Source organism: Streptomyces sp. NPDC051051 (assembly GCF_040682975.1).
GTDB lineage: Bacteria > Actinomycetota > Actinomycetes > Streptomycetales > Streptomycetaceae > Streptomyces.
In genome coordinates, this window is the sequence record NZ_JBFBCB010000002.1 from 1 (window position 1) to 24,352 (window position 24,352).

The following is a 24,352-nucleotide window of genomic DNA, read 5'->3' on the forward strand; positions in this document are numbered from 1 at the left end:
TACGGCGACGAGATCGGCATGGGCGACAACATCTGGCTCGGCGACCGCGACGCCGTCCGCACCCCCATGCAGTGGACACCCGACCGCAACGCGGGCTTCTCCTCCTCCGACCCGGGGCGCCTGTACCTCCCGACGATCATGGACCCCGTCTACGGGTACCAGGTCACCAACGTGGAGGCGTCCATGGCGTCGCCCTCCTCGCTGCTGCACTGGACCCACCGCATGATCGAGATCCGCAAGCAGAACCCCGCCTTCGGCCTCGGCTCCTTCACCGAGCTGCCCTCCTCCAACCCGGCCGTCCTCGCCTTCCTGCGCGAGTACGAGGACGACCTCGTCCTGTGCGTCCACAACTTCTCCCGCTTCGCCCAGCCCACCGAGCTGGACCTGCGTCGCTTCGACGGCCGCCATCCCGTCGAGCTGTTCGGCGGAGTCCGCTTCCCCGCGATCGGTGAACTGCCTTACCTGCTCACCCTCGCAGGACACGGTTTCTACTGGTTCCGGCTCATCCGAGCCGCATCCCGCGTCGGCCGGCGCCTGTGAGCGTGCGCCGAGGGAAGGACGCGTCACCATGCAGAAGACCGCATCTCTGAGCCCGGGCAGTGCCGTCGGCGTCCGCTCCACGGGGACGCTCGGGGCACTGCTGCGCGAGTGGCTGCCACGGCAGCGCTGGTTCGCCGGCAAGGACAGGCCCCTCAACGACCTGCGTCTGCTGTCCATGACGGAGCTGTACCCGGGCTGTCTGCACCTCCTGGTGCAGACCGGCCAGTCGGGGGTGCCCTCCCCGGGCGGCACTCCCCCGCCCGGCGACTGCTACCAGCTGCTCCTGGGCATCCAGGAGCACCTGTCCCCCCGACTCGGCCGGGCCCTGATCGGCAAGGTCGAGGAGGGGGCGCTGGCCGGACTGACCGTGCACGACGCGTTGCAGGACCCGCGGTCGGCGCATCTGCTGCTGGAGCGGCTGCGGCATCCGGGGCCGCTGGGCCCGCTGTCCTTCGAGTCCGACCCGTCGGCCCACGTGCCGGCGGGGCTGGCGCCCCGACTGCTGGAGGCCGAGCAGTCGAACACGTCGCTGGTCTACGGCGACGCGTTCATCCTCAAGGTGTTCCGGCGGATCCAGCCCGGGGTGAACCCGGACCTGGAGGTGCCGGTCGCCCTGGCGGAGCAGGGGTGCGGCCGGGTGCCGGCGCCGGTGGCCTGGTACCGCACGACCCATCCGCAGGAGGCGACGCTCGGCGTCCTCCAGCCGTTCCTGCCCGACGCCTCCGACGGCTGGACGCTGGCCCTGGACGCGCTGGCCCGCGGGGAGGACTTCACCCGGCAGGCCCACGTGCTGGGCGGGGCCACCGCCGAGGTGCACCTCGCGCTGGCCGCGGCCTTCCCCGCCGGACCGCTCGGCGACAACGCGCGGACGGCGGCCGGGATGACCGAGCGGCTGGAGGCCGCCGCCCATCACGTGCCGGCCCTGCGCCCCTACGTCCCCGGACTCACCAGCGCCTTCGGCGCACTCGCCGCCTGCGATCCGGGCCCGCCGGCCCAGCGCATCCACGGCGATCTGCACCTGGGCCAGGTGCTGCGCGCCGGACGCGAGTGGTTCGTCATCGACTTCGAGGGCGAACCGTCCCGGCCGCTCGCCGAGCGGCGCAGCGCGCACTCCCCGGTCCGGGACATCGCGGGCATGCTGCGCTCGTTCGACTACGCCGCCCGGCAGCGCCGCCCCTGGCGTCCCGAGTGGGCCCGCCGCTGCCGGGAGGCGTTCTGCGCCGGGTACGCGGAACGCGCGGGCTGGGACCCTCGCAAGAAGCACGCCCTGCTCCGTGCCTACGAAACCGACCGTGCCGTCTACGAGGTGCTGTACGAGGCACGGCACCGTCCCGACTGGCTACCCGTACCCATGGCGGCGATCGAACGACTCGCCGTCCGAGGAGGCTGACCGATGGCTCTGCGTGACTCTTCCCTGCCCGAGTCGGCCGGCCCCCGCCCGCCGGTGGCGCCCACGCTCGACCCCGCCGACCGGGGTCGTCTGCTGGCGGGCGCGCACCACGACCCGCACGCCCTGCTGGGCGCCCACCCGGTGCCCGGCGGCGTCCTGTTCCGGGCGCTGCGCCCCTTCGCGCGCTCGGTCGCCGTCCTGGTGGACGGCGAGCGCACCCCGCTGGTGTCGGAGGGCGACGGTCTCTTCGCCGCCGTGCTGCCGCTGAAGGAGATCCCCGCGTACACGCTGCTGGTGGCGTACGAGGGTGACGAGTGCGAGGTGCACGATCCCTACCGGTTCCTGCCGGCGCTGGGCGACCTCGACCTGCACCTCGTCCGGGAGGGCCGGCACGAGCAGCTGTGGAAGGCGCTGGGTGCCGAGCCGATGACCCACCAGGGCGTCGCCGGCACCCGGTTCACCGTGTGGGCGCCGAACGCCCGGGGGGTGCGGGTCGCCGCGGACTTCACGTACTGGGACGGCACCGCCTTCCCGATGCGCTCCCTCGGGGCGTCGGGGGTGTGGGAGCTGTTCCTGCCCGGGGTCGGCGAGGGCACCCGGTACAAGTTCGAGATCACCTCGCGCCACGGGCACCGCTTCCTCAAGGCCGACCCGATGGCCCGGTGCGCGGAGGTCCCGCCGGACACCGCGTCGATCGTGCACGCCTCGCACTACCAGTGGGACGACGCCGAGTGGATGGCGCACCGGGGGGACGTGCCCGTGCACGTGGCGCCGTTCTCGGTGTACGAGGTGCACCTTCCCTCCTGGCGGCCGGGGCTGACCTACCGGCAGCTGGCCGAGGAACTGCCCGCCTACGTCAACGACCTGGGCTTCACGCACGTGGAGTTCATGCCGGTCGCCCAGCACCCGTTCTCCGGTTCCTGGGGCTACCAGATCACCGGCTTCTACGCCCCGGCCTCGCGGCTCGGGTCGCCCGACGACTTCAAGTACCTGGTCGACGCGCTGCACCGGGCCGGCATCGGCGTGATCGTGGACTGGGTGCCGGCGCACTTCCCCAAGGACGACTGGGCGCTGGCCCGCTTCGACGGGGACCCGCTGTACGAGCCCGGAAACGCGCAGCGGGCCGAGCACCCGGACTGGGGGACGTTCGAGTTCGACTTCGGGCGCACCGAGGTGCGCAACTTCCTGGTCGCCAACGCCGTCTACTGGTGCGAGGAGTTCCACATCGACGGACTCCGGGTGGACGCCGTCGCCTCCATGCTCTACCTCGACTACTCGCGGGACTCCGGGCAGTGGACGCCGAACGTGTTCGGCGGTCGGGAGGACCTGGACGCGAAGGCGTTCCTCCAGGAGATGAACGCGACGGTCTACCGCCGCAACCCGGGTGTCGTGACCATCGCGGAGGAGTCCACGGCCTGGGAGGGCGTGACCCGGCCGACCGACAGCGGCGGCCTCGGGTTCGGGCTGAAGTGGAACATGGGGTGGATGCACGACTCCCTGGAGTACATCGCCAAAGAGCCGGTGCACCGCAAGTACCACCACCACGAGATGACCTTCTCGATGGTGTACGCCTACAGCGAGAACTACGTGCTGCCCATCTCGCACGACGAGGTCGTGCACGGCAAGCAGGCGCTGGTGTCGAAGATGCCCGGCGACTGGTGGCAGCGGCGGGCCAACCACCGCGCCTACCTCGCCTTCATGTGGGCCCATCCGGGCAAGCAACTCCTCTTCATGGGGCAGGAGTTCGCCCAGGGCGCGGAGTGGTCCGAGGCACACGGCCCGGAGTGGTGGCTGCTCGACGAGGGCTACGGCGCCGAGGCCGACCACCGCGGGGTCCGGGACCTGGTGCGCGACCTCAACACGCGCTACCGCGCCACCCCGGCCCTGTGGCAGCGGGACACCGACCCGGGCGGCTTCCGCTGGGTCCTCTGCGACGCGGCCGAGGACAACGTCTTCGCGTTCCTGCGCTACGACGCCGACGGCGTCCCCCTCCTCGCGGTCAGCAACTTCTCCCCCGTGGTACGCCACGACTACCGGCTGGCCGTACCGGACGACGTCCCCGTCTGGTACGAGGCCCTCAACACCGACGACATGCGGTACGGCGGCAGCGACGTGCGTCTGCTCGACGGAGCGAAGCCGGAGAACGGGGAGATCACCCTCACCCTCCCGCCCCTCGCGACGATGTGGTTGACGCCCGGGGCCGTGTGAACCGGGCCCGACAGGGCAGTCGAGTGCGTACCACCTGCCAGAGAAGGGCTGCATCACGTGCGCACTGTCGGAGTCGAGGAGGAACTCCTCCTCGTCGACCCGGAAACGGGAGAGCCGCAGGCGCTCTCCGCCGCCGTTCTCGCCCGTGCCACCAGGGACCGGGCGGAACAGGACGTCTTCGAGAAGGAACTCCACAACCAGATGCTGGAGTTCGCCACCCGGCCGCAGTCGGGCATGGACGAACTCGGCGAGGAGATCGTCCGCATACGCGCGGAGGCGGCCCGGCACGCCGGGGAGATCGGGTGCACCGTGGCGGCGCTGGCGACGTCGCCGCTGCCGGTGCGCCCCTCCGTCGGCATGAACCGGCGCTACCAGTGGATGGCGGAGCAGTACGGCATCGCCACCCGTGAGCAGCTCGTCTGCGGCTGCCACGTCCATGTGTCGGTGGAGTCGGACGAGGAGGGCGTCGCGGTCCTCGACCGGATCCGGCCCTGGCTGTCGGTGCTGCCGGCGCTGAGCGCCAACTCGCCGTTCTGGCAGGGCAACGAGACGGGGTACAGCAGCTATCGCAGCCGGGTGTGGCAGCGCTGGCCGTCGGCCGGTCCGACCGAGCTGTTCGGTTCGGCGGAGCGCTACCACCAGCGGGTGGCGGACATGGTGGCCACCGGAACCGTCCTCGACGAGGCGATGGTCTACTTCGACGCCCGGCTGTCGGCCCGCTATCCGACGGTGGAGGTCCGGGTCTCGGACGTCTGCCTGCGCGCGGACACCGCCGTGCTCGTCGCCGCCCTGGTGCGCGGGCTCGTCGAGACGGCCGCCCGCGAGTGGAGGGCTGGTGTGGAGCCGGTGGACCACAGTGTGAGTCTGCTCCGGCTGGCGGGCTGGCGGGCGGCCAAGTCCGGCCTCACCGGCGATCTGCTGCACCCGGCGACCATGCGGCGCGCGCCCGCCGAGGCGGTGGTGGGGGCCCTGGTCGATCATGTGTCGCAGGCGCTGGCCGACCACGGGGATCTCGAGCGGGTCCGCGCGGCCTGCGCGGACCTGCTGCGGCACGGCAACGGCGCGATGGTGCAGCGCGAGCTGTGGGAGCGCACGGGCAGCCTGCGCGAGGTCGTCACCGGCTGCGTACGGCACACCCAGAGCTGACGCATGCGGTTCCGCGGCCCGCGCGGTCACGGTCCGGCGGCCGCGCGGTCAGAAGATGAGGATCAGGGCGTAGGCCAGGAAGAAGGCCGCGACCAGCACGGCGACGACGATGATCAGGGTGAGCGGGCCCTTGGCCCAGCCCGTGGGGGGATTGTGGGTCTCCCGGGGTCCGGCCCCGGGCATGCTGCTCTCCGCCGGCGGGGTCTCGCCCGGCGGCACGCCGCCGCCCGGTTCGAGGCCGGTGCTGCGTTCCGGGTCGGGGTCAGGATTGCTGTAGGTCATGTGTCCCGAGTCCCCGGACCAGCGGCCCGCCAACAGTCCGCCGCCGAGATCATCCGCGCGGAATAGTTGTGCGTTCCCGGCCACAACCGCCCCTGCCTGAGCTACATTCGACCACCGTCGATAACAGTCCTCGTCGACGGAGTCACAGCCCGTACCTGTCAGGAGCAGCGCATGCGCGACGTCGCCCTCGCTCCCACCGCCGCCTCGCCCCTGACCGGAGGGCTCGCCGACAGCGTTTTCGAGACAGCCGCCCGTACCCCGACCCTGCCGGTGCTCGCGCGCCGGTCCGCCCCCTCCGGGCCGTGGGAGGAGGTGACGGCGGTGGAGCTGCGGGACGAGGTCGTGGATCTGGCCAAGGGGCTCGTCGCCTCGGGGATGTCGCCGGGCCACCGGGTGGCGGTCATGGCGCGCACCCGCTACGAGTGGACGGTGCTCAGCCACGCCCTGTGGGCGGTGGGCGCCGAGGTCGTCCCCGTCCATCCGACGTCCTCGCGCGACCAGGTCGAGTGGATCCTGCGGGACGCGGGCTGCGTGGGAGTGATCGTCGAGGACGAGCAGAGCGTCATGACGGTCGGCTCGGTGTGCGCGACGCTGCCGACCCTGCGGCACGTCTGGCAGCTCGACGCAGGAGCGTTCGAGGAACTCACGCGGCGCGGCGAGGTGATCCCGCAGACCACCGTGGACTCGCTGCGCCGGATCGTGCTGCCGGACTCCACCGCGGTGATCGCGTACACCTCCGGCACCTCGGGCCGCCCCCTGGGCTGCGCGCTCACCCACCGCAGCCTGGCCTCGCCCTGCGACACCCTGCTGGCCGGCTGGAGGGACACCGCGGGGCCGCCCGGACAGCAGCCTTCCGTCCTCGCCTTCCTGCCGTTCTCCCACGTGTACGGGCTGATGATCCAGGGGCTGTGCCTGCGCGGCGGGATCCTGATGGGCCACGAACCGGACCTGAGCGGGGACGCCCTCTCCGAGGCTCTCCACTCGTTCCGTCCGACCCACCTGTACGGGGTCCCGTCGGTCTTCGAGAAGATCTACAAGAACTTCCTGCGGGCGGCCCAGGAGGCGGGCCGCGGCGCGCTGTTCGAGCGGGCCGCGGGCACCGCCCGGGACTTCGCGGCGGCCGTCGAACGGCAGCGGCTCGGCCGGGGCTCGGGCCCCGGCCTCGACCTGCGGCTCCAGCACGCCCTGTACGAACGGACGGTGTACCGCAGACTCCGCGCCGCCCTGGGCGGCCGCGTGCACCGGGCGACGTCGGGCGGCTCACCGCTCCACCGCGACCTGTCCCTCTTCTACGAGGGCATCGGCATCTACGTCCACGACGGGTACGGCCTGACGGAGACCAGCGGGGGGATCACCATGCAGCCGCTCGGCCGGGAGAAGTCGGGGACGGTCGGGCAGGCCCTGCCGGGCACGGAGATCCGGATGGCCGACGACGGGGAGATCCTGGTGCGCGGCCCGTCGCTGTTCCAGGGCTACGTCAACGACGACGCCTCCACGCGGGCCACGTTCCGGGGCGGCTGGCTGGCCACCGGAGACCTCGGCCACCTGGATCCCGACGGCTATCTGACCATCACCGGCCGCAAGAAGGACGTGATCATCACCAGCAGCGGCAAGAGCGTGGCCCCGACCGCGCTGGAGCAGCGGCTGCGGCTGCACCCGCTCGTCCACCAGGCGGTGGTCGTCGGCGACGACCGGCCCTGCGTGGGCGCGCTGATCACGCTGGACCCGGAGTTCCTGGCGCACTGGCGCCGCAACCTGCCGCCGTACGGAGGTGACCGCTCCAGCCGCGAGGCGCGGGAGGAGAACGCGCTGCGGGAGGAGGTCGGGCGGGCGGTGGCCGCGGCCAACAACGCGGTGTCCCGGTCGGAGTCGATCCGGGTCTTCCGGGTCCTGCCTGAGCCGTTCGACCAGGCCAACGGATTGCTGACGCCGTCGATGAAGCTGCGCCGTGACTCGATCGTGCGGCACTACGCGGCCGAGATCGAGGCGATGTACCAGGCCCGCGTGCGGGTGCGCCGGGAGAACCCTCCGGCGGAGGTGCTGAGCTGGGACGACGCCGACGACGTGTTCCGCTGACGTACCGCACGCCCCTGGCGTGGGTCGGGTGCGGCGCGCGTAGGCCGCGCCGCCCAGGGAACCCTGGGGAGTGGCGACGAGAGAGCGGCACGAGAAAGGACGACGGTCCCGGACAGAGGGCCGCACGACGACATGGCAACCGAGCCCCGTGGTAACGACTCACCGGCCTCCTGGACGATTCCGGGCCGCACCGCCCATTTCGCGGGTGACCCACAGGACGTGACGGGTGCGCGCCTGGCCGCGGAGGAGTTCCTCCGCACACTCGCCCGCGCGGCCCCGCCCGCGGCACCCGAGTGTTGGCACGACATCGTGCTGATCGTGACGGAGTTGGCCTCCAACGCCGTCCAGTACGCGCCGGGTCCCTTCTCGCTGCACCTGCGGCCCACCTTCGACGGGGTGCACGTGACGCTGCACGACACCAACCCCACGGTGCCGGCCCCGCGGCCCTTCCACCCCGACGCCGGGGGCGGCGGCATCGGCTGGCACCTGATCCACACGCTGTGCAGCCAGGTGAGCGTGGTGTCCGCGGGTGAGGGAAAGGACGTGCACGTCTTCCTGCCGTGGTGACCGGGGCTCAGCCGCCGGCCCGTCCGTCAGGGGGCCTCGGTCCTGATCGGTACGAGGACGGTGACGGTCTTCCCGCCGGAGGGGCGGGGACGGATGCGGATGTCGCGGGCCAGCCGGAGGATCAGCGGCCAGCCGTAGCCGCTGCCGTGGTCGCCCACGGGAAGGATGCCGGGGCCGTACGCCGCCTCGGGTACGACGTCGCTGTGGTCGTGGACGGACAGCCGTACCCCGTCCCGCCCCGGGGTCGCCTCGAAGCCGGCCGTGTCGCCGCGTCCCAGCCGGCGTCGACCAGGCCGCGGACGCGGGCCCGTGCGGACGCGGCGGTCGTCACCCGGGCGGTGTCCGCCGCCCGGGTGGGCAGGAGTTCTTCTCCCCTCATGGCACGAACCTCACGACACGAACCTCATGGAAACCGTGGCACGGTCACGCGGTCGTCGTCCCGTGCGGCATCAGCCGTCGATAGTAGTCGGCGACGGCCGTCAGATAGTCGGGGTCCATGGTCTCGCTGTCGGTCCGGAAGCGCGGCGCCTCCTTGACCTCGTCCACGGTGCAGGCGACCGAGACCTTCCGTTCGGCCTCGTCGACGGACGTGACGACGCCCACCGGGACGACCGCGCTCCTGCCGAACAGCCAGACGCCCGTGTCGACGACCAGGTGCCACATGCCGTGGTGGCCGTCCTCCCGTTCGACGTGCCCCAGGGTGCCGTCGGTCCCGACCACCCCGTACCCCGTGAGGTCCTGTCCTTCGACATGCCCGCTGTCCGACGGGTAGGACCAGATTCTGTCGATGGTCACGCTGCTCCCTTCTCGCGTTCCACAGCCCTGATACCCGGCCGTCGCGGGCGCATTCGGAGGGCTTGCGCCGCCGCGGCCCCCGACTCGTGCACGCCGCGGGGACGGTGGCGCATCCGTCGCGGCATGAGCGGGGGAAGCGGGGGCAGACGGAGCGCGTCGTCGGACGGCTCGACGGCCCCCGCGCGGTTCAGCGGGCCCCCACGAACGAAAGCGAGCGGCATGAACGCCGTGACGGCACAGGAACGAACGGCCACGGCGGAGCGACGGTCCACCGGCGACCCGCAGGCAGGGGTTCCGTTCGTCGACGTGCCCACCGCGGTCGGTCCGAGGGACCCGCGGGAACTCTCCCGCCCCTTCTTCGAGCGGCTGGCCGTCCTCGAGGAGGGCACGCGCGAGCACCAGTACGTGCGCAACACCCTGATCGAGATGAATCTCTCGCTGGTGCGGTACGCGGCCTCCCGCTTCCGCAGCCGGGGGGACTCGATGGAGGACGTCGTCCAGGTCGGGACGATCGGGCTGATCAAGGCCATCGACCGGTTCGAGCTGGCCCGCGAGGTGGAGTTCACCTCGTTCGCCGTGCCGTACATCGTCGGCGAGATCAAGCGGTTCTTCCGCGACACCAGCTGGGCCGTCCACGTGCCGCGCCGGCTCCAGGAGGCGCGGGTCGAGCTGGCCCGCGCGACCGACGAGCTGCGGACGCGGTCGGGCCGGATGCCCACCACGCGGGAGCTGGCGCAGCTGATGTCGCTGTCGGAGGAGGAGGTCATCGAGGCGCGCAAGGCCGCGAACGGCTACACGTCGGCCTCGCTCGACGCCGCCCTGACCTCCGGTGGCGACCCGGAGGGCGAGTCGGCGCCGGCCGACTTCATCGGCGCGGAGGATCCGGCCCTCGAACTCGTCGAGGACTTCCACTCGCCGGCCCCCCTGATCGCCGCGATGGACGCCCACGACCGGCGGATCCTGCACCTGCGGTTCGTCGAGGAGCGGACGCAGGCCGAGATCGGCAGGGAACTGGGCATCTCGCAGATGCACGTCTCACGCCTGATCAGCCGCATGGTGGCCCGGCTGCGGCTCGGTCTGCTGGGTTCCGAGGTCGCCTGACGAGCCGCGCCCGCACGACAAAAGTCAAGACGGGTACCCCGTTTCCGGTGGTGCATGCATGGTGCGCACCCGGTGAATCTTCTGTGCGCCCCGGGTGACGCGACACTTTGTTCCGCCGTAGGCCCATGGGTTAGCCTTCGGCGGATTTATCTCTTCGCGCACATCCGTGAACTGCGGAAATGGACGCACGACCGGAGAGTGCCGTCTTCTTGGGACGGCCCGGTTCCGAGCCCCCGCCGGGGGGGCTCCTGGGGAGCGGAACGAGGGTACGCATGACCAGCAACGCCACCGAGGCCGCCGAGGCACCGGGCGACCAGGAGCTGAGGCGCCTCCTGGCCGGCTTGACCGCCGTGCGGGACGGAGACTTCGGCACCCGGCTGCCCGCCGACGGCGAAGGCCTCATGGGCGACATCGCGACCGTGTTCAACGGCATGGTCGACCAGTTGTCCGTCTTCACGTCCGAGGTCACGCGCGTGGCCCGCGAGGTCGGCACCGAGGGAACCCTCGGCGGCCAGGCCGAGGTGCCGGGGGTGTCGGGCACGTGGGCCGACCTCACGGACTCCGTGAACGCCATGGCGGGCAACCTGACGACCCAGGTCCGCGACATCGCCCAGGTGGCGACGGCGGTGGCCAAGGGCGATCTCTCGCAGAAGATCGACGTGCCCGCGCGCGGCGAGATCCTCGAACTCAAGAACACCATCAACACGATGGTCGACCAGCTCTCCGCCTTCGCCGACGAGGTCACCCGCGTCGCCCGCGAGGTCGGCACCGAAGGACGCCTCGGCGGCCAGGCGCAGGTGCCCGGCGTGGCCGGTGTCTGGCGCGACCTCACGGACTCGGTCAACTTCATGGCCGGAAATCTGACCGCCCAGGTGCGCAACATCGCCCAGGTGACCACGGCGGTCGCCAAGGGCGACCTGTCGAAGAAGATCGACGTCGACGCGCGCGGCGAGATCCTCGAGCTCAAGAACACCATCAACACGATGGTCGACCAGCTCTCCGCCTTCGCCGACGAGGTCACCCGCGTCGCCCGCGAGGTCGGCACCGAAGGACGCCTCGGCGGCCAGGCGGACGTCAAGGGCGTCAAGGGCACCTGGCGGGACCTCACCGACTCGGTCAACTTCATGGCCGGGAACCTGACAGCCCAGGTGCGCAACATCGCCCAGGTGGCCACCGCGGTGGCCAAGGGCGACCTGTCGAAGAAGATCGACGTCGACGCGCGCGGCGAGATCCTCGAACTCAAGAACACCATCAACACGATGGTCGACCAGCTCTCCGCCTTCGCCGACGAGGTCACCCGCGTCGCCCGCGAGGTCGGCACCGCGGGCAACCTCGGTGGACAGGCCACGGTCCGGGGCGTCTCCGGCACCTGGAAGGACCTCACCGACAACGTCAACGTCATGGCGTCGAACCTGACGGGCCAGGTGCGTTCCATCGCGCAGGTGGCCACGGCGGTGGCGCGCGGCGACCTGTCGCAGAAGATCACCGTGGAGGCCAAGGGCGAGGTCGCCGCGCTGGCCGACGTCATCAACACCATGGTGGACACGCTGTCGGCCTTCGCCGACGAGGTCACCCGCGTCGCCCGCGAGGTCGGCACCGAAGGACGCCTCGGCGGCCAGGCCCACGTGCCGAACGTGGCGGGCACCTGGAAGGACCTCACCGACAACGTCAACTCCATGGCCAACAACCTCACCGGCCAGGTGCGCAACATCGCGCTGGTGACCACGGCGGTGGCCAAGGGCGACCTGTCGAAGAAGATCGACGTCGACGCGCGCGGCGAGATCCTCGAACTCAAGACGACCATCAACACGATGGTCGACCAGCTCTCCGCCTTCGCCGACGAGGTCACCCGCGTCGCCCGCGAGGTCGGCACCGAAGGACGCCTCGGCGGCCAGGCCGAGGTGGAGGGTGTCTCCGGCACCTGGAAGCGCCTCACCGAGAACGTCAACGAGCTGGCCGGCAACCTCACCCGCCAGGTGCGGGCGATCGCGGAGGTGACGAGCGCCGTCGCCGAGGGCGACCTCACCCGCTCGATCACGGTCGAGGCCTCCGGGGAGGTCGCCGAACTCAAGGACAACATCAACTCGATGGTGGGGTCCCTGCGCGAGACGACGCTCGCCAACCAGGAGCAGGACTGGCTCAAGACCAACCTCGCCCGGGTCTCCGGGCTCATGCAGGGGCACCGCGAGCTGCCCGTGGTGGCCGAGCTGATCATGGACGAGCTGGTGCCGCTGGTCTCCGCCCAGTACGGCGCCTTCTACCTCGCCGAGGAGGGGGCCAAGGGTCCGGAGCTGCGGCTGGTGGGTGCCTACGGCTACCCCGACGACGACTCCCGCCCGACCCGGATCCCGTTCGGCCGCTCGCTCGTCGGCCAGGCCGCGCGCAGCCGCCGTACGATCATGGTCGACGACCTGCCCGCCGGGTACGTCGTCGTCTCCTCGGGGCTCGGACAGGTGGAGCCCAGTGCGCTGGTGCTGCTGCCGATCCTGTTCGAGGGGCAGGTGCTCGGGGTCATCGAGCTGGCGTCGGTCACCGCGTTCAAGGAGATCCACCGGGACTTCCTGGAACAGCTCAGGGAGACCATCGGGGTCAACGTCAACACGATCGTGGCCAACGCCCGCACCGACGAGCTGCTCGGCGAGTCCCAGCGGCTGACGGCCGAACTCCAGACACGGTCCGCGGAGCTGCAGTCCCAGCAGGAGGAGCTGCAGCGCTCCAACGCCGAGCTGGAGGAGAAGGCCTCGCTGCTCGTGGCGCAGAACCGGGACATCGAGGCGAAGAACCTCCAGATCGAGCAGGCGCGGCAGGAGCTGGAGGCGCGCGCGCAGCAGCTGTCGCTGGCGTCGAAGTACAAGTCCGAGTTCCTGGCCAACATGAGTCACGAGCTGCGCACGCCGCTCAACAGCCTGCTGATCCTGGCCCAGCTGCTCGCGCAGAACCCCTCCCGCAACCTGACGCCGAAGCAGGTGGAGTACGCGGGCATCATCCACTCCGCGGGCTCGGACCTGCTCCAGCTGATCAACGACATCCTGGACCTGTCGAAGGTCGAGGCCGGCAAGATGGACGTCTCCCCGGAGCGGGTGCCGCTGCGGCAGCTCATCGAGTACGTCGAGGCGACGTTCCGGCCGATGACGACGCAGAAGAGCCTCGACTTCTCGATCAGCACGGCCGCCGGCGCTCCGGCCGACCTGCTGACGGACGACTCCCGGCTGCGCCAGGTGCTGCGCAACCTGCTGTCCAACGCGGTGAAGTTCACCGAGCAGGGCGGCGTGGAACTGCGTATCGAGCCGGTGGCCGCGGAGGAGGTGCCCGAGGGCGTGGTCCGCGGCGGCACGGTGGTGGCCTTCCGGGTGAAGGACACCGGCATCGGCATCCCCGAGCAGCAGCTCGAGACCATCTTCGGGGCCTTCCAGCAGGCCGACGGCACCACGAGCCGCAAGTACGGCGGCACCGGCCTCGGACTGTCCATCACCCGGGAGATCGCCCACCTGCTCGGCGGTGCCGTGACGGTGGACAGCGCGCCCGGCAAGGGCAGCACGTTCACGCTGTACCTGCCGGTCGCCCGCGGGGACTTCGAGGAGGTGCTCGCCGGCGGCCGGCCGGTGGAGCGCGACGGCGACGACGACGGGGCCTCGGCGGCCACCGCGCACCCGCTGGGCCTGCCCGCGCCCTCGGGCACGACCCGGCGTCCGCGCCGGCTGCTGGTGGTGGAGGAACGGCCGCGCGGGCTGCTGACGCTGGTCGCCGAGAGCGTGGTGGCCGACGTCGCGGGCGGGCGGGAGGACGGTGCCCCGCCGCCGGTCGACGTCGTCACCGCGGTGGGCGCGCAGGAGGCGGCGGGGGCGCTGGCCGCCGAGCCGTGCCACTGCGTGGTCCTGGAGCTGGGGATGCCCGACGCGGAGGCGTCCCGCTTCCTGGAGGCCCTGCAGGGCGACTCGGCGCTGACCAACGTGCCGGTGCTCGTGCACAGCGGTCACCGCGCGGACTTCGCCCAGGAGGAGGCGCTCCGGTCCTGGTCCGCGGGCCGGCCGCTGGAGTTCCTGTCGAGCCTCGACGAACTGCGGGAACGCATCACGCTGCACCTGTCCGCCGAGGAGCCGGGCGACGTCCTCGCCCTGGTCCGCCAGGACGAGCCGCAGCCCATGGCGCCGCAGCCCGTCGACGACGCCGTGGTGGGCCGGACGGTCCTCGTCGTCGACGACGACGCGCGCAACCTGTTCGCGCTCAGCGGCATCCTGGAGCTGCACGGCATCCGGGTGCTGCACGCGGAGAACGGCCGCGAGGGCATCGAGGCGTTGCGCGCCAATCCGGACATCGCACTGGTGCTGATGGACGTGATGATGCCGGAGATGGATGGGTACACGGCAACGGCGGAGATCCGCACCATGCCGCAGTACGCCGACCTGCCCATCATCGCGGTGACCGCGAAGGCGATGCCGGGCGACCGGGAGAAGAGTCTCGCCTCGGGGGCCAGCGACTACGTCACCAAGCCCGTGGACACCCATGACCTCATGTCCTGCGTCCGCCGCTGGCTGACCGCCTGAGGGCAGCCCGCCCGTCCGAGCACCAGGCGCACCGGCCGAGGAGTCATCGCACCGTGAACATGTCCGAAGAGCAGCCCCAGCGGGCCGGGGGTCCGGCCGGTCCGGCCGAGCCCGAGTCCCCGGCGACGCCCGCCTCGGCGCGCGGCGCGCACCCCGTCGCGCCGGCCCGCGGCCCGATCGCGTCACCCGCGGCCCCCGCATCGCCCGGTGCGGCACAGGACCTCGCCGACGAGCCCGGGCCGGCCGACGAGGGCCCGGCCGCCGCACCGCTCCCGGAGGCGGCCGCGGGCACCGGTGGCACGGCGCGCGGGCACGCCCCCGCGGCGGCCGGCCGGGAGGAGGAGCCCTCCCCCGTCGGACGTCTGGCGGCCACCGTGAAGCGGCTGCAGCGCGAGGTGCGGGCGGCGCAGGCCGAGGCCGAGGGACGGGCGCTGGTCGAGCTGGCCAAGGGGATCCTCGTGGAGCGGCTCGGCTGCGGGCCCGCGGAGGCGGCCCGGCAGCTCACCGAGCTGGCCGGGCAGGCGGGGATGACACCGCTGGAGTTCGCGGTGGACGTCATCAACCAGGCCGCCAGGGACCGGGTCTCCGAGGTCACCGACGCCTTCCTGGCTGCCGTCACGGGGCACGTGGCGGCCGACGAGTCCGCGGCCGTGCGGCTGCGGGCGGCCGAGAGCGGGGCGCTGGCGGCCCACGACACGCAGGCCGTCGCCGACTCGCTGCTCCAGCACGCGCTGGAACCACTGGGTGCGATGGCGGTGGCGATCTGGGCGGCGGGCTCCGACGGCTCGCTGACCCTCGCCGGCAGCGCCGGCTTCACCCCCGTCGAGGCCGCCCGCTGGCACTACGTCCCGCCGGACGTCGCCACGGTGGCCCGGCTCGGCCTCACCGAGCACGCGGGCCAGTGGATCGGCTCGCTCGCGCAGACCGGGCTGCCCACCATCGGCCGCCAGGCCCACCCGGAAGGCGGCCGGGTCGCCGTTCCCGCCGGGACCGGCGGCCGGATCCACGGTGTCCTGGAGATCGCCTGGCCGTCGTTCCTGGAGCCGCAGCCGCCCCAGGTGGTGCGCCAGGTGGAGGCGCTCGCGGAGCTGTGCGCGCACACGCTGCAGGCGTACCCCCACGCCCAGGCCGCCGACCAGGAACCGCGGGTGCTGCCGGACGCCGCCGAGCTGATGGACCTCGCGGACGGACTGCACGACCCGGCGCTGGTGCTGGTGCCGGTCGTCGACGCGGCGGGGCGGCTGGTGGACTTCCGCATCCAGCACGTCAACGACCACTTCCTCGACCCGGCGGGCCGGCCGCGGGCCGTGGTCAACGGCGCCCTGTTGCTGGAGGCCTACCCGATGGCGGCCGGCGACAGCGACCTCTTCCAGCGCATCGAGCGGGTCCACGCGACGGGCGAACCGTTCCGGGCCCGCCGTATGAGCCTGACCGCGCTCGTCGACGAGGTGCCGCTGTCGGCGGTCGCGGACCTGAGCATCAGCCGGCACGGCACCTGCGTGCTGCTCATCTGGCGCATCGAGGACGAGACGGCACGGCTGGCGAGCCTGTTGCAGCACGCCCAGCGCCTCGGCCGGATCGGCGGCTTCGAGGAGAACGTCCTCACGGGCGAGACGACGTGGAACGGACAGCTGTACGCGCTGTACGGGCGGGAACCGTCGAGCCCTCCGGTGCGGCTCGAGGAACTGGGGGCCCACGCCCACGCGGACGACGCGATCCCCATCGGCCGCTTCCTGCGCACCCTGCTGCACCACCTGCGTCCGGCGTCCGCCGCCTTCCGGCTCCAGCGGCCCGACGGGGTGACCCGGCACGTGCGCATCGTCGCCGAGCCGGTCCTGGACACCGACGGCCAGCTGGTGTCGGTACGCGGCGCGTACCAGGACATCTCCTCCCAGCACTGGACGGAGGTGGCGCTCGCCGCCACCCGCGACCAGCTCGTCCAGACCGAGCAGCAGGCCAGTGAGCGCAGCCGGCTGGCGCTCCAGCTGCAGAACGCGATCATGCCGCCCACGCGGGCGCCGCTGGACATGGCGGGCCTCCAGGTCGCGGTCCGCTACCGGCCGGCCGAGGAGGAGCACCTCGTGGGCGGCGACTGGTACGACGCCGTCGTGCTGCCGTCCCGGCTGGTGCTGCTGTGCGTCGGCGACGTGGCCGGGCACGGCATCGAGGCGGCGACCAGCATGGTCGTCCTGCGCAACGCGCTGCGCGGTCTCGCCGTGACCGGCGCGGGCCCGGGGCAGCTGCTGTCGTGGCTGAACATCGTCGCCCACCACCTGACGGGCGCGGTCACGGCGACGGCGGTGTGCGGGCTGTACGACCCGGTGCGGCGCACCCTGCGGTGGGCCAGGGCGGGCCATCTGCCGCCGGTGCTGGTGCGCGGCTCGGGCGCCGCCCCGCTGCCCCTGCTGAGCGGGATGCTGCTGGGCGCCGTGCCGGAGACGTCGTACGAGGAGGCGGAGATCGAGCTGGCGGCGGACGACACGCTGCTGATGTACACCGACGGTCTCATAGAGCGGCGGGACCGGTCGGTGGAGGAGTCGCTGACGCAGCTGCTGAGCCAGGCGCGCTCGGTGGCGCCGTCGCTGGACCAGCAGTTGGACCGGCTGCTCACGCACAGCAGGTCCGACACGGACGACGACACCTGCATCGTGGGCATCAGGCTCGGTTAGGGCCGGTCCGGCGGATCGCGCCGGACGGGCCCCGGACGGTTCACCCGGCCGAGGAGGCATGCCCGTCCCGTTCGGGGGTATCCGCCGGTGCGCGGCGTGAGGCCGGGATCCGCAGGGGGTGAGTGCGGTGCACGGGCCGAGCCGGTGCACCGCCGGTGTTCCGGCCGCGCGGCGCAGCCGTCCGCCGGTGCGCAGAGCCCGGACCGTAAGTTTTCGGAGGTACTCGTGTCCATTGCCCAGAACCCGCTGTCCGTCGAGGTCACCCTGCCCCGCGAAGACGTGGCCCTGGTCACGGTCGAGGGTCATCTGGATCTCGACACCGCGACCGAGTTCCAGGCCCATCTGGCGAACCAGCTCCACCACGGCCGGCGCCATTTCCTGCTGGACCTGTCGGCGGTGCCGTTCATGGACTCCTCCGGCATGAACATCATCCTGCGGGTGTACCAGGAGGCGCGGGAGCTGCCCGGCAGTGTGCACGTGATCGATCCGACACCCGCCGTGCGCCGGGTCCTGGATCTCACCGGCGTCAGCATCACCGTCCCCATCTCCGACAAAGTGGACGACGCCCTGGCCCTCATCGACCGCATGCAGCCGTCGCCCGAGGCCCCGTAGAACCCCGGCCGGCCGTCGGCCGCGCCCCGCGTGCACACCGGGGGCGCGGCCGGCGGCCGGCCGACAGTTGCCATTTGACAACTATGCGGGGCGGACAAGAGAGTGAGCGAGGCCGGCGGCGGGCGCCGCGGTGTCGCGGCGCGCGTCCGGCCGCCACGGACGAACGCCGTCGCGCACCGGCCGGTTTCCGATACGCGACGGCAGGAGCAGAAAGGAGTGACGCAGTGCCGGAGCAAGAAGCGGCCGCACCGCAGGAGACACCGACGGAGGAGGTCGGGGCCTTCCTGAGCCGCCGCCGGGAACAGATCGCCCAGCGCTGGGCCGACGAACCCCTGTTCCGCGCCGTGTTCACCGTGTCGCGCGACGAGGCGGTGGAGGCGGGCCGAAGCGTCGTCGACGCCCTGGCCCAGGTCACCGCCTCCGGGCGGGTGGAGGACTCCGACAGCGCCGGCTTCACCGTCGTGCGCGAGCAGCTGGCGCGGATGTCCGCCTCCCGTTCCCGGTCCGGGATGAGCACGGCGCAGGTCTCCGGCGAGGTGGACGCCCTGCGGGCACCGGTCGTGAACCTGCTCGTCGCCGATCTGCCGGACACGCCGGCGGACCACGTCCGGGAGTGCACGGAGATCCTGACGGTCCTGATGGGGACCCTGCGGCTCGTCGTCATGGAGACCGCGCTGACGGAGGTCCAGTCCCTCATCGACCGGCAGCAGATGCAGCTGCTGGAGGTCGCCACGCCGGTCATCAGGCTCTGGGACGGCATCGTCGCCGTCCCGCTCATCGGCACGCTCGACAGCGCGCGCAGCCAGGTCGTGATGGAGACCCTGCTGGAGGCGGTCGTCGACCAGCAGGCCCGGTACGCGATCCTCGACATCACCGGGGTGCCGACGGTCGACTCGCTGGTCGCGCAGCACCTCATGAAGACCGTCGCGGCGGTACGGCTGATGGGCGCGGAGTGCGTCGTCTCGGGCATCCGGCCCGCGATCGCGCAGACCATGGTGCACCTCGGACTCGACCTCGGCACCGTCATCACGCGGGCCGGTCTCGCCGACGCCCTGGCCTACGCCCTGCACGGGCTGGGCGCCGACATCGTGCAGGCGGCACCCGGCGGTGCGGGCCCACGGTGAACGACGACTTCTCCCGCGTCGGCGGGGCCCCCGTACCGGTGCTCAGGCTGGGCGACGTCCTGCTGGTCACCCTTCAGGGAGATCTCTACGACGGGGCGGCGGAGCAGCTCAGGCAGGACATCGTGGAGTCGATCGCCCGCAGCCGGGTGACCGGTGTGGTCATCGACATCTCCGGCGTCGAGATCGTCGACTCCTTCCTCGGGCGAGTGCTGGCCGAGATCGCGGCCAACGCCCGGCTGCTGGCCGCGCAGACCGTGGTCGCCGGGATGCGGCCCGCGGTCGCGCTCACCCTGGTGGAACTCGGGCTGACGCTGCCGGGCCTGCGGACCGCGCTGAGCACGGAAGTGGCCCTGGAACTCCTCGGGCGGACGGACGCCGCGACGGCCGACGGCCCACGCCGGGAGCGTCGGTGAGCGGGACGGCCGCGGGCGTCGAGACCCGCCTGCCGATCCGCTCCGATCTGGACCTGGTGTGGGTACGGCAGCATGTGCGGCAGGCGGCCGCCGCGCTCGGCTTCGGCCTGGTGGAACAGACCAAGCTGGTCACGGCCGCCAGCGAACTGGCCCGCAACACGCTGGTGTACGGCGGGGGCGGAGAGGTGCGGACCGTGCCGCTCTCCGACGGCCGGGCCCGGGGGCTGCGGCTGGTGTTCTCCGACTCCGGTCCCGGCATCCCGGACGTGGAACAGGCCCTGCGGGACGGCTTCACCTCCGGCGGCGGGCTGGGCATGGGTCTGGGCGGCGCCCGGCGGCTGGTGCACGAGTTCGCCATCGACAGCACCCCAGGTGCCGGTACGACGATCACCGTGGCCTCCTGGGCGGCCCGGACGCCCCGGCCGCGCGAGGAGCCCTGATGCCCCGGGTGTGGGACGTGCCGGTGCACGACTCGACGCGCGTACGGGACGCGCGGGTGGCCGCCGAGGAGGCCGCGGCGCTCGTCGGCCTCGACGAGGGACGCACGGCGGCGGCCGCGCTGGTGGCCACGGAGCTGGCCACCAACCTGCTCAAGCACGCCCGCGGCGGCCAGCTGCTCGTCGACCTGGTCCCCCCGCCGGCCGGACGGGGCGGGGTCGTCGTGCAGATAACCGCCGTGGACCACGGTCCGGGCATGGCCGACGTACCGGCCGCGTTCGGCGACGGATTCTCCACGGCCGGCTCGCTGGGCGCCGGGCTGGGAACGTGCCGGCGAGTCTCCGACGGCTTCGACCTGCACAGCGTGCCGGGGCGCGGCACGGTCGCGCTGGCCCGGCTCGGCGCCGCTGCGCGGACCGACCCGGACGATCCGGCGGCCGCCCGGGCCGGCGGGGTGAACATCCCCCTCGCCCGCGCCGAGTACTCGGGGGACGCCTGGACCTGGGTGCGGGCCGGCGACCTGCTGACCCTGATGCTCGCCGACGGGCTGGGCCACGGTCCGGAGGCGGCCCGCGCCTCCACGGCGGCCGTGGACGAGCTGCACCGCAGCGCCCATCTCCCGCCCGCCGAGATCCTGCACCGCCTGGACATCGCGCTGCGCGGCACGCGGGGCGCCGCCGTCGCGGTGGCGCAGCTCGACGTACCGTCCGAACGGCTGCGGTTCGCCGGGATCGGCAACGTGGGGGCGCGGCTGCGCGAGGGCGACTCCTGGCGCCATCTGCTCTCCCGGCCCGGCATCGTGGGCGTGCACCGCCCCACGGGGCTGCCGGAGACCGTGGTGCCCTGGGCCGCCGACCGGTTGCTGGTCCTGCACAGCGACGGGCTGCCCAGCCGCTGGGTGCCGTCCGCCGACCCCCGGTCGGCGACGGCCGATCCCGCGGTGACGGCGGCGGTGACCGTGCGCGACGCCAGCAGTTCCGCCCGCCCGGTGCGTGACGACACCGCCGTGGCCGTCCTGTCCCCGACACCGCCGGACCGCCCATGATGCGCACCTGGCAGATCACCACCGTCACCGACGCGGCGCGCGCCCGGATCGCCGCGGCTCGGCTGGCCGCGGCGTACGGCGTCGTGCCGCTGGAGCGGACCCGGCTGGCGGCCGCGCTCAGCGGGCGGCTGCGCCAGTGTCTGACCAAGGGCGGCAGCTGGCGGCTCGGCCTGGAGTCGGCCGAGGGCCTGCTGCGCGTCGAGGTCGCCCCGCTGCCCGCCGCCGCGGAGCCGCCGTGGCACTTCTGCGTGTCCTGCCCCGAGCCGGCCGACCCCTCGGTGTTCGCCGGGGTGGCGGACGACACCGGTGTGCTCGCGGAGGCCCTGCTCGGCGCCGACGAGGACACCGCCCTGGTGCTGGACCGGCTCGCCGAGCAGGAGGAACTGGTCGCCTTCCACCGGGACGAGCTGCACCAGACCAACCAGGGCGTCCTGGCGCTGCACGCCGAGCTGGACGCGGCCGGACGGTCCCAGCGCGAGGCGTTCGCCGCCGAGCGCGCGGCCCGACAGGAGGCGGAGCGGGCCCGGCGCAGGCTGACGTTCCTCGCGGACGCCAGCGCGGTGCTGACGGCGTCCCTCAACCACGAGGAGATCGTGCGCCGGCTGCCCGAGCTGCTGGTGCCCGAGTACGCGGGCACGGTCGACGTCTGGCTCTTCGACACCGAGGACGACCGGCAGCCCCCCTCCCCGCGCCCGGCGGCCGCGGTGGTCGCCGCCCGGACCGGCCGCCCCCAGTACGCCGCCGGACATCCCGGCGGGCTGCCCGGCGTCGACGACCAGCCGCCGTCGGCACTGCACCCCGACCGGCCGCTGCTGTGCGTCCCGCTGCCGACCCGCAGCGCGCCCCTGGGCGTGCTGACGCTGACGCCGCCGGGCGAGCGCTGGGACCCCGACGACGCCGTCATGCTGATCGAACTGACCAGGCGGGCCAGCATCGCGCTGGACAACGCGCGCCGCTTCGAGCACAACCGGGACATCGCCGAGACCCTCCAGCGGGCCCTGCTCACCGATCTGCCGACCACTCCCGGCCTGCGCCTGGCGGCCCGCTACCTGCCGGCGACGTACGGGCTGAACATCGGCGGCGACTGGTACGACGCGTTCCGGCAGCCCGACGGCAGCCTCATCACCGTCATCGGCGACGTCACCGGACACGGACTGCACGCGGCCGTCATGATGAGCCAGCTGCGCACCGCGCTGCGCGCCTACGCCGTCGACGGCGGCAGCCCCGGTGTGCTGCTGACCCGGCTGCACACCTTCCTGCACCACCTCCAGCCCGACCTGTACGCCACCGCCGTCATCGCCCGCTTCCAGCCCGGGGAGCCGGTGCTGACGTGGGCGGCCGCGGGGCATCCGCCGCCCGTGCTGCGCGGCCCGGACGGGCGGGTGCGCACCCTGGGCGCCAAGCCGGGGGCGATGCTGGGCATCCCGCTGCACCAGGAGATCGCCGACCACACGGTGCCACTGGTGCCCGGGTCGACGCTGGCGCTCTACACCGACGGGCTGGTCGAGCGGCGCGCGCAGGGCATAGACCCGGGCATCGAACGGCTCGCGGCGGCCCTCGGCTCCTTCCGCACCGGCGAACTGGACGCGAACCTCGACGGCGCGGCCGACCGCATCCTGGACCCGATGCTGAGCGACTCCGAGCGGGACGACGACGTGTGTCTGCTGCTGTGCCACATCGACAGCGTCGCCGGCGCGACGGTGCGGGCCGGCTGACGGCGGCGGGTCCACCGTCCGCCGGTCGTCGCCCCCCCGTCGTAGGGGGTCGGCGCCGGCTGTGCGGCTGGAGGGGCCGGGGCGTAACAGGCCGTTGTACGGGTACCACGGGGCACCGGGAGAAACGTTCGTCTGCATGCTCCGTCCGGCTGGCGCAACCGCTTCGGTCGCGGTGGGATCGGCGGTGTGCGAAGAGGCCGTCCGGCGGGCACCCGCACAACGTCGAGGCAGACCGCCTGGAGCCGCAGAAAGGGATGGACATCGTGACACGACCCAGGATCCTGGTGGTGGGCGCGGGCTTCGCGGGAGTGGGGTGCGTTCGACGCCTGGAACGCAAACTCGCCGCCGCGGAGGCCGAGGTCACCCTGGTGACACCGTTCGCCTACCAGCTCTATCTGCCGCTGCTGCCGCAGGTCGCCTCCGGGGTGCTGACCCCCCAGTCGATCGCGCTGTCGCTGCGCCGCAGCAGGAAGTACCGCACCCGGATCATCCCGGGCGGAGTCATCGGCGTGGACCTGCAGTCGAAGGTCTGCGTCATCCGGACCATCACCGACGAGATCGTCAACGAGCCGTACGACTACATCGTGCTGGCACCCGGCAGCGTCACCCGCACCTTCGACATCCCGGGGCTGACCGACCACGCCTTCGGCCTGAAGACGCTCGCGGAGGCGGCCTACCTTCGCGACCACGTCATCAGCCAGCTCGACCTCGCCGACGCCAGCAACGACCCCGCCGAGCGGGCCGCACGGCTCCAGTTCGTGGTGGTCGGCGGCGGTTACGCCGGCACCGAGACCGCCGCCTGTCTCCAGTTGCTCACCCACAACGCGGTCAAGCGCTACCCCAGGCTGGACCCGAGCCTGATCAAGTGGCACCTGATCGACATCGCGCCCAAGCTGATGCCGGAACTCGGCGACAAGCTCGGGCGCAGCGCGCAGGAGGTGCTGCGCAGGCGGGGCATCGAGGTGTCGCTGGGGGTGTCCATCGCCAAGGCCGGGCCCGAGGAGGTCACCTTCACCGACGGCCGCGTGGTGCCGACCCGCACGCTGATCTGGACCGCCGGTGTCGTGGCGAGCCCGCTGATCGCCACGCTCGGCGCGGAGACGGTCCGCGGACGGCTCGCGGTCACCTCGCGCATGGACCTGCCCGGCCACGACGGGGTGTTCGCGCTCGGCGACGCCGCGGCCGTCCCCGACGAGACCAAGGGCGTGGAGGGCGCCGTCTGCCCGCCGACCGCCCAGCACGCGATGCGGCAGGCCAAGGTCGCCGCCGACAACGTCATCGCGCATCTGCGCGGCCGGGCGATGCGGCCGTACGCGCACAAGGACCTCGGGCTGGTGGTCGATCTCGGCGGCACCGACGCGGTCTCCAAGCCGCTCGGCGTCGAACTGCACGGGCTGCCCGCGCAGCTGGTGGCCCGCGGGTACCACTGGGGGGCGCTGCGCACCGGAGTGGCCAAGGCGCGCGTGCTGACGAACTGGACGCTGAACGCCATCGCCGGTGACGATTTCGTCCGCACCGGCTTCCAGGCCCGGCGGCCCGCCAAGCTGAAGGACTTCGAGTACACCGACACCTATCTGACGCCCGAGCAGGTGCGGGCCCAGGTGGAGAGCGGGCGCCCCGGGGCCGGCTGAGACGGGCGGGAGGGTACGGCGGCGTGAAGGCGGCGGCACGGGCGTGGGCGGCGGGG

General features: G+C 72.7%; 19 protein-coding genes. 16 read left to right on the forward strand and 3 right to left on the reverse strand.

Features of this window, described 5'->3' with window-relative positions:
* The 4 genes from AB0N31_RS01680 to AB0N31_RS01695 form a co-directional block, all read left to right on the forward strand.
* The coding region (locus AB0N31_RS01680; RefSeq protein WP_366056317.1) for an alpha-glucosidase C-terminal domain-containing protein at positions 1 to 540 on the forward strand (540 nt) is incomplete at its 5' end.
* A 28-nt stretch (positions 541 to 568) separates the two neighbouring features.
* Positions 569 to 1,930 carry a maltokinase gene (locus AB0N31_RS01685; protein ID WP_366056318.1) on the forward strand — a complete coding sequence of 454 codons (1,362 nt, stop codon included), beginning with the start codon at positions 569 to 571 and terminating at the stop codon, positions 1,928 to 1,930.
* Between the two features lie 3 nt (positions 1,931 to 1,933).
* On the forward strand, positions 1,934 to 4,138 hold the full coding sequence (gene glgB, locus AB0N31_RS01690) for a 1,4-alpha-glucan branching enzyme (RefSeq protein WP_366056319.1): 2,205 nt from the start codon (positions 1,934 to 1,936) through the stop codon (positions 4,136 to 4,138).
* A 57-nt stretch (positions 4,139 to 4,195) separates the two neighbouring features.
* Positions 4,196 to 5,284 carry a glutamate--cysteine ligase gene (locus AB0N31_RS01695; RefSeq protein ID WP_366056320.1) on the forward strand — a complete coding sequence of 363 codons (1,089 nt, stop codon included), beginning with the start codon at positions 4,196 to 4,198 and terminating at the stop codon, positions 5,282 to 5,284.
* A gap of 48 nt (positions 5,285 to 5,332) precedes the next feature.
* Here the strand turns inward: AB0N31_RS01695 and AB0N31_RS01700 are convergent, their stop codons facing one another.
* Entirely contained in the window at positions 5,333 to 5,566 is a 234-nt protein-coding gene (locus tag AB0N31_RS01700; RefSeq protein WP_366056321.1) for a DUF6480 family protein, read from the reverse strand.
* A 171-nt stretch (positions 5,567 to 5,737) separates the two neighbouring features.
* Between AB0N31_RS01700 and AB0N31_RS01705 the strand changes: the two genes are divergently transcribed.
* Both AB0N31_RS01705 and AB0N31_RS01710 read left to right on the forward strand, forming a co-directional pair.
* Positions 5,738 to 7,642 carry an AMP-dependent synthetase/ligase gene (locus AB0N31_RS01705; RefSeq protein WP_366056322.1) on the forward strand — a complete coding sequence of 635 codons (1,905 nt, stop codon included), beginning with the start codon at positions 5,738 to 5,740 and terminating at the stop codon, positions 7,640 to 7,642.
* A gap of 132 nt (positions 7,643 to 7,774) precedes the next feature.
* Positions 7,775 to 8,209, forward strand: a complete 435-nt coding sequence (locus tag AB0N31_RS01710) for an ATP-binding protein (RefSeq protein WP_366056323.1) — start codon at positions 7,775 to 7,777, stop codon at positions 8,207 to 8,209.
* A gap of 26 nt (positions 8,210 to 8,235) precedes the next feature.
* Here AB0N31_RS01710 and AB0N31_RS01715 read toward each other — a convergent pair whose 3' ends face one another.
* Both AB0N31_RS01715 and AB0N31_RS01720 read right to left on the reverse strand, forming a co-directional pair.
* Complete coding sequence (locus AB0N31_RS01715; RefSeq protein ID WP_366056324.1) at positions 8,236 to 8,367, reverse strand: hypothetical protein; 132 nt, start codon at positions 8,365 to 8,367, stop codon at positions 8,236 to 8,238.
* A gap of 265 nt (positions 8,368 to 8,632) precedes the next feature.
* Positions 8,633 to 9,004 carry a PRC-barrel domain containing protein gene (locus AB0N31_RS01720; RefSeq protein ID WP_366056325.1) on the reverse strand — a complete coding sequence of 124 codons (372 nt, stop codon included), beginning with the start codon at positions 9,002 to 9,004 and terminating at the stop codon, positions 8,633 to 8,635.
* A 219-nt stretch (positions 9,005 to 9,223) separates the two neighbouring features.
* Here AB0N31_RS01720 and AB0N31_RS01725 point away from each other — a divergent pair, with 219 nt between their 5' ends.
* The 10 genes from AB0N31_RS01725 (at position 9,224) to AB0N31_RS01770 (ending at position 24,296) form a co-directional block, all read left to right on the forward strand.
* Entirely contained in the window at positions 9,224 to 10,105 is an 882-nt protein-coding gene (locus tag AB0N31_RS01725; RefSeq protein WP_366056326.1) for a SigB/SigF/SigG family RNA polymerase sigma factor, read from the forward strand.
* A 272-nt stretch (positions 10,106 to 10,377) separates the two neighbouring features.
* Complete coding sequence (locus tag AB0N31_RS01730; protein WP_366056327.1) at positions 10,378 to 14,649, forward strand: HAMP domain-containing protein; 4,272 nt, start codon at positions 10,378 to 10,380, stop codon at positions 14,647 to 14,649.
* Positions 14,650 to 14,708: 59 nt separating this feature from the next.
* Positions 14,709 to 17,318 carry a SpoIIE family protein phosphatase gene (locus AB0N31_RS01735; protein WP_366056588.1) on the forward strand — a complete coding sequence of 870 codons (2,610 nt, stop codon included), beginning with the start codon at positions 14,709 to 14,711 and terminating at the stop codon, positions 17,316 to 17,318.
* 225 nt (positions 17,319 to 17,543) lie between these two features.
* Positions 17,544 to 17,930, forward strand: coding sequence for an STAS domain-containing protein (locus AB0N31_RS01740; protein ID WP_366056328.1), 387 nt, complete (start codon positions 17,544 to 17,546; stop codon positions 17,928 to 17,930).
* A 224-nt stretch (positions 17,931 to 18,154) separates the two neighbouring features.
* Positions 18,155 to 19,054: an STAS domain-containing protein gene (locus AB0N31_RS01745; RefSeq protein ID WP_366056329.1), complete on the forward strand. Its 900-nt coding sequence runs from the start codon at positions 18,155 to 18,157 to the stop codon at positions 19,052 to 19,054.
* Positions 19,051 to 19,467: an STAS domain-containing protein gene (locus tag AB0N31_RS01750; RefSeq protein ID WP_366056330.1), complete on the forward strand. Its 417-nt coding sequence runs from the start codon at positions 19,051 to 19,053 to the stop codon at positions 19,465 to 19,467. The genes AB0N31_RS01745 and AB0N31_RS01750 overlap by 4 nt, the downstream gene beginning before the upstream one ends.
* The gene (locus AB0N31_RS01755) at positions 19,464 to 19,907 is read left to right on the forward strand and encodes an anti-sigma regulatory factor (RefSeq protein WP_366056331.1); all 444 of its coding nucleotides are present in this window, start codon (positions 19,464 to 19,466) and stop codon (positions 19,905 to 19,907) included. The genes AB0N31_RS01750 and AB0N31_RS01755 overlap by 4 nt, the downstream gene beginning before the upstream one ends.
* Positions 19,907 to 20,950, forward strand: coding sequence for an ATP-binding SpoIIE family protein phosphatase (locus AB0N31_RS01760; RefSeq protein WP_366056333.1), 1,044 nt, complete (start codon positions 19,907 to 19,909; stop codon positions 20,948 to 20,950). Before AB0N31_RS01755 ends, AB0N31_RS01760 begins: the two co-directional genes overlap by 1 nt.
* Complete coding sequence (locus AB0N31_RS01765) at positions 20,947 to 22,665, forward strand: SpoIIE family protein phosphatase (RefSeq protein ID WP_366056334.1); 1,719 nt, start codon at positions 20,947 to 20,949, stop codon at positions 22,663 to 22,665. Before AB0N31_RS01760 ends, AB0N31_RS01765 begins: the two co-directional genes overlap by 4 nt.
* Positions 22,666 to 22,919: 254 nt before the next feature.
* Positions 22,920 to 24,296, forward strand: coding sequence for an NAD(P)/FAD-dependent oxidoreductase (locus AB0N31_RS01770; RefSeq protein WP_366056335.1), 1,377 nt, complete (start codon positions 22,920 to 22,922; stop codon positions 24,294 to 24,296).
* Positions 24,297 to 24,352 lie beyond the last annotated feature (56 nt).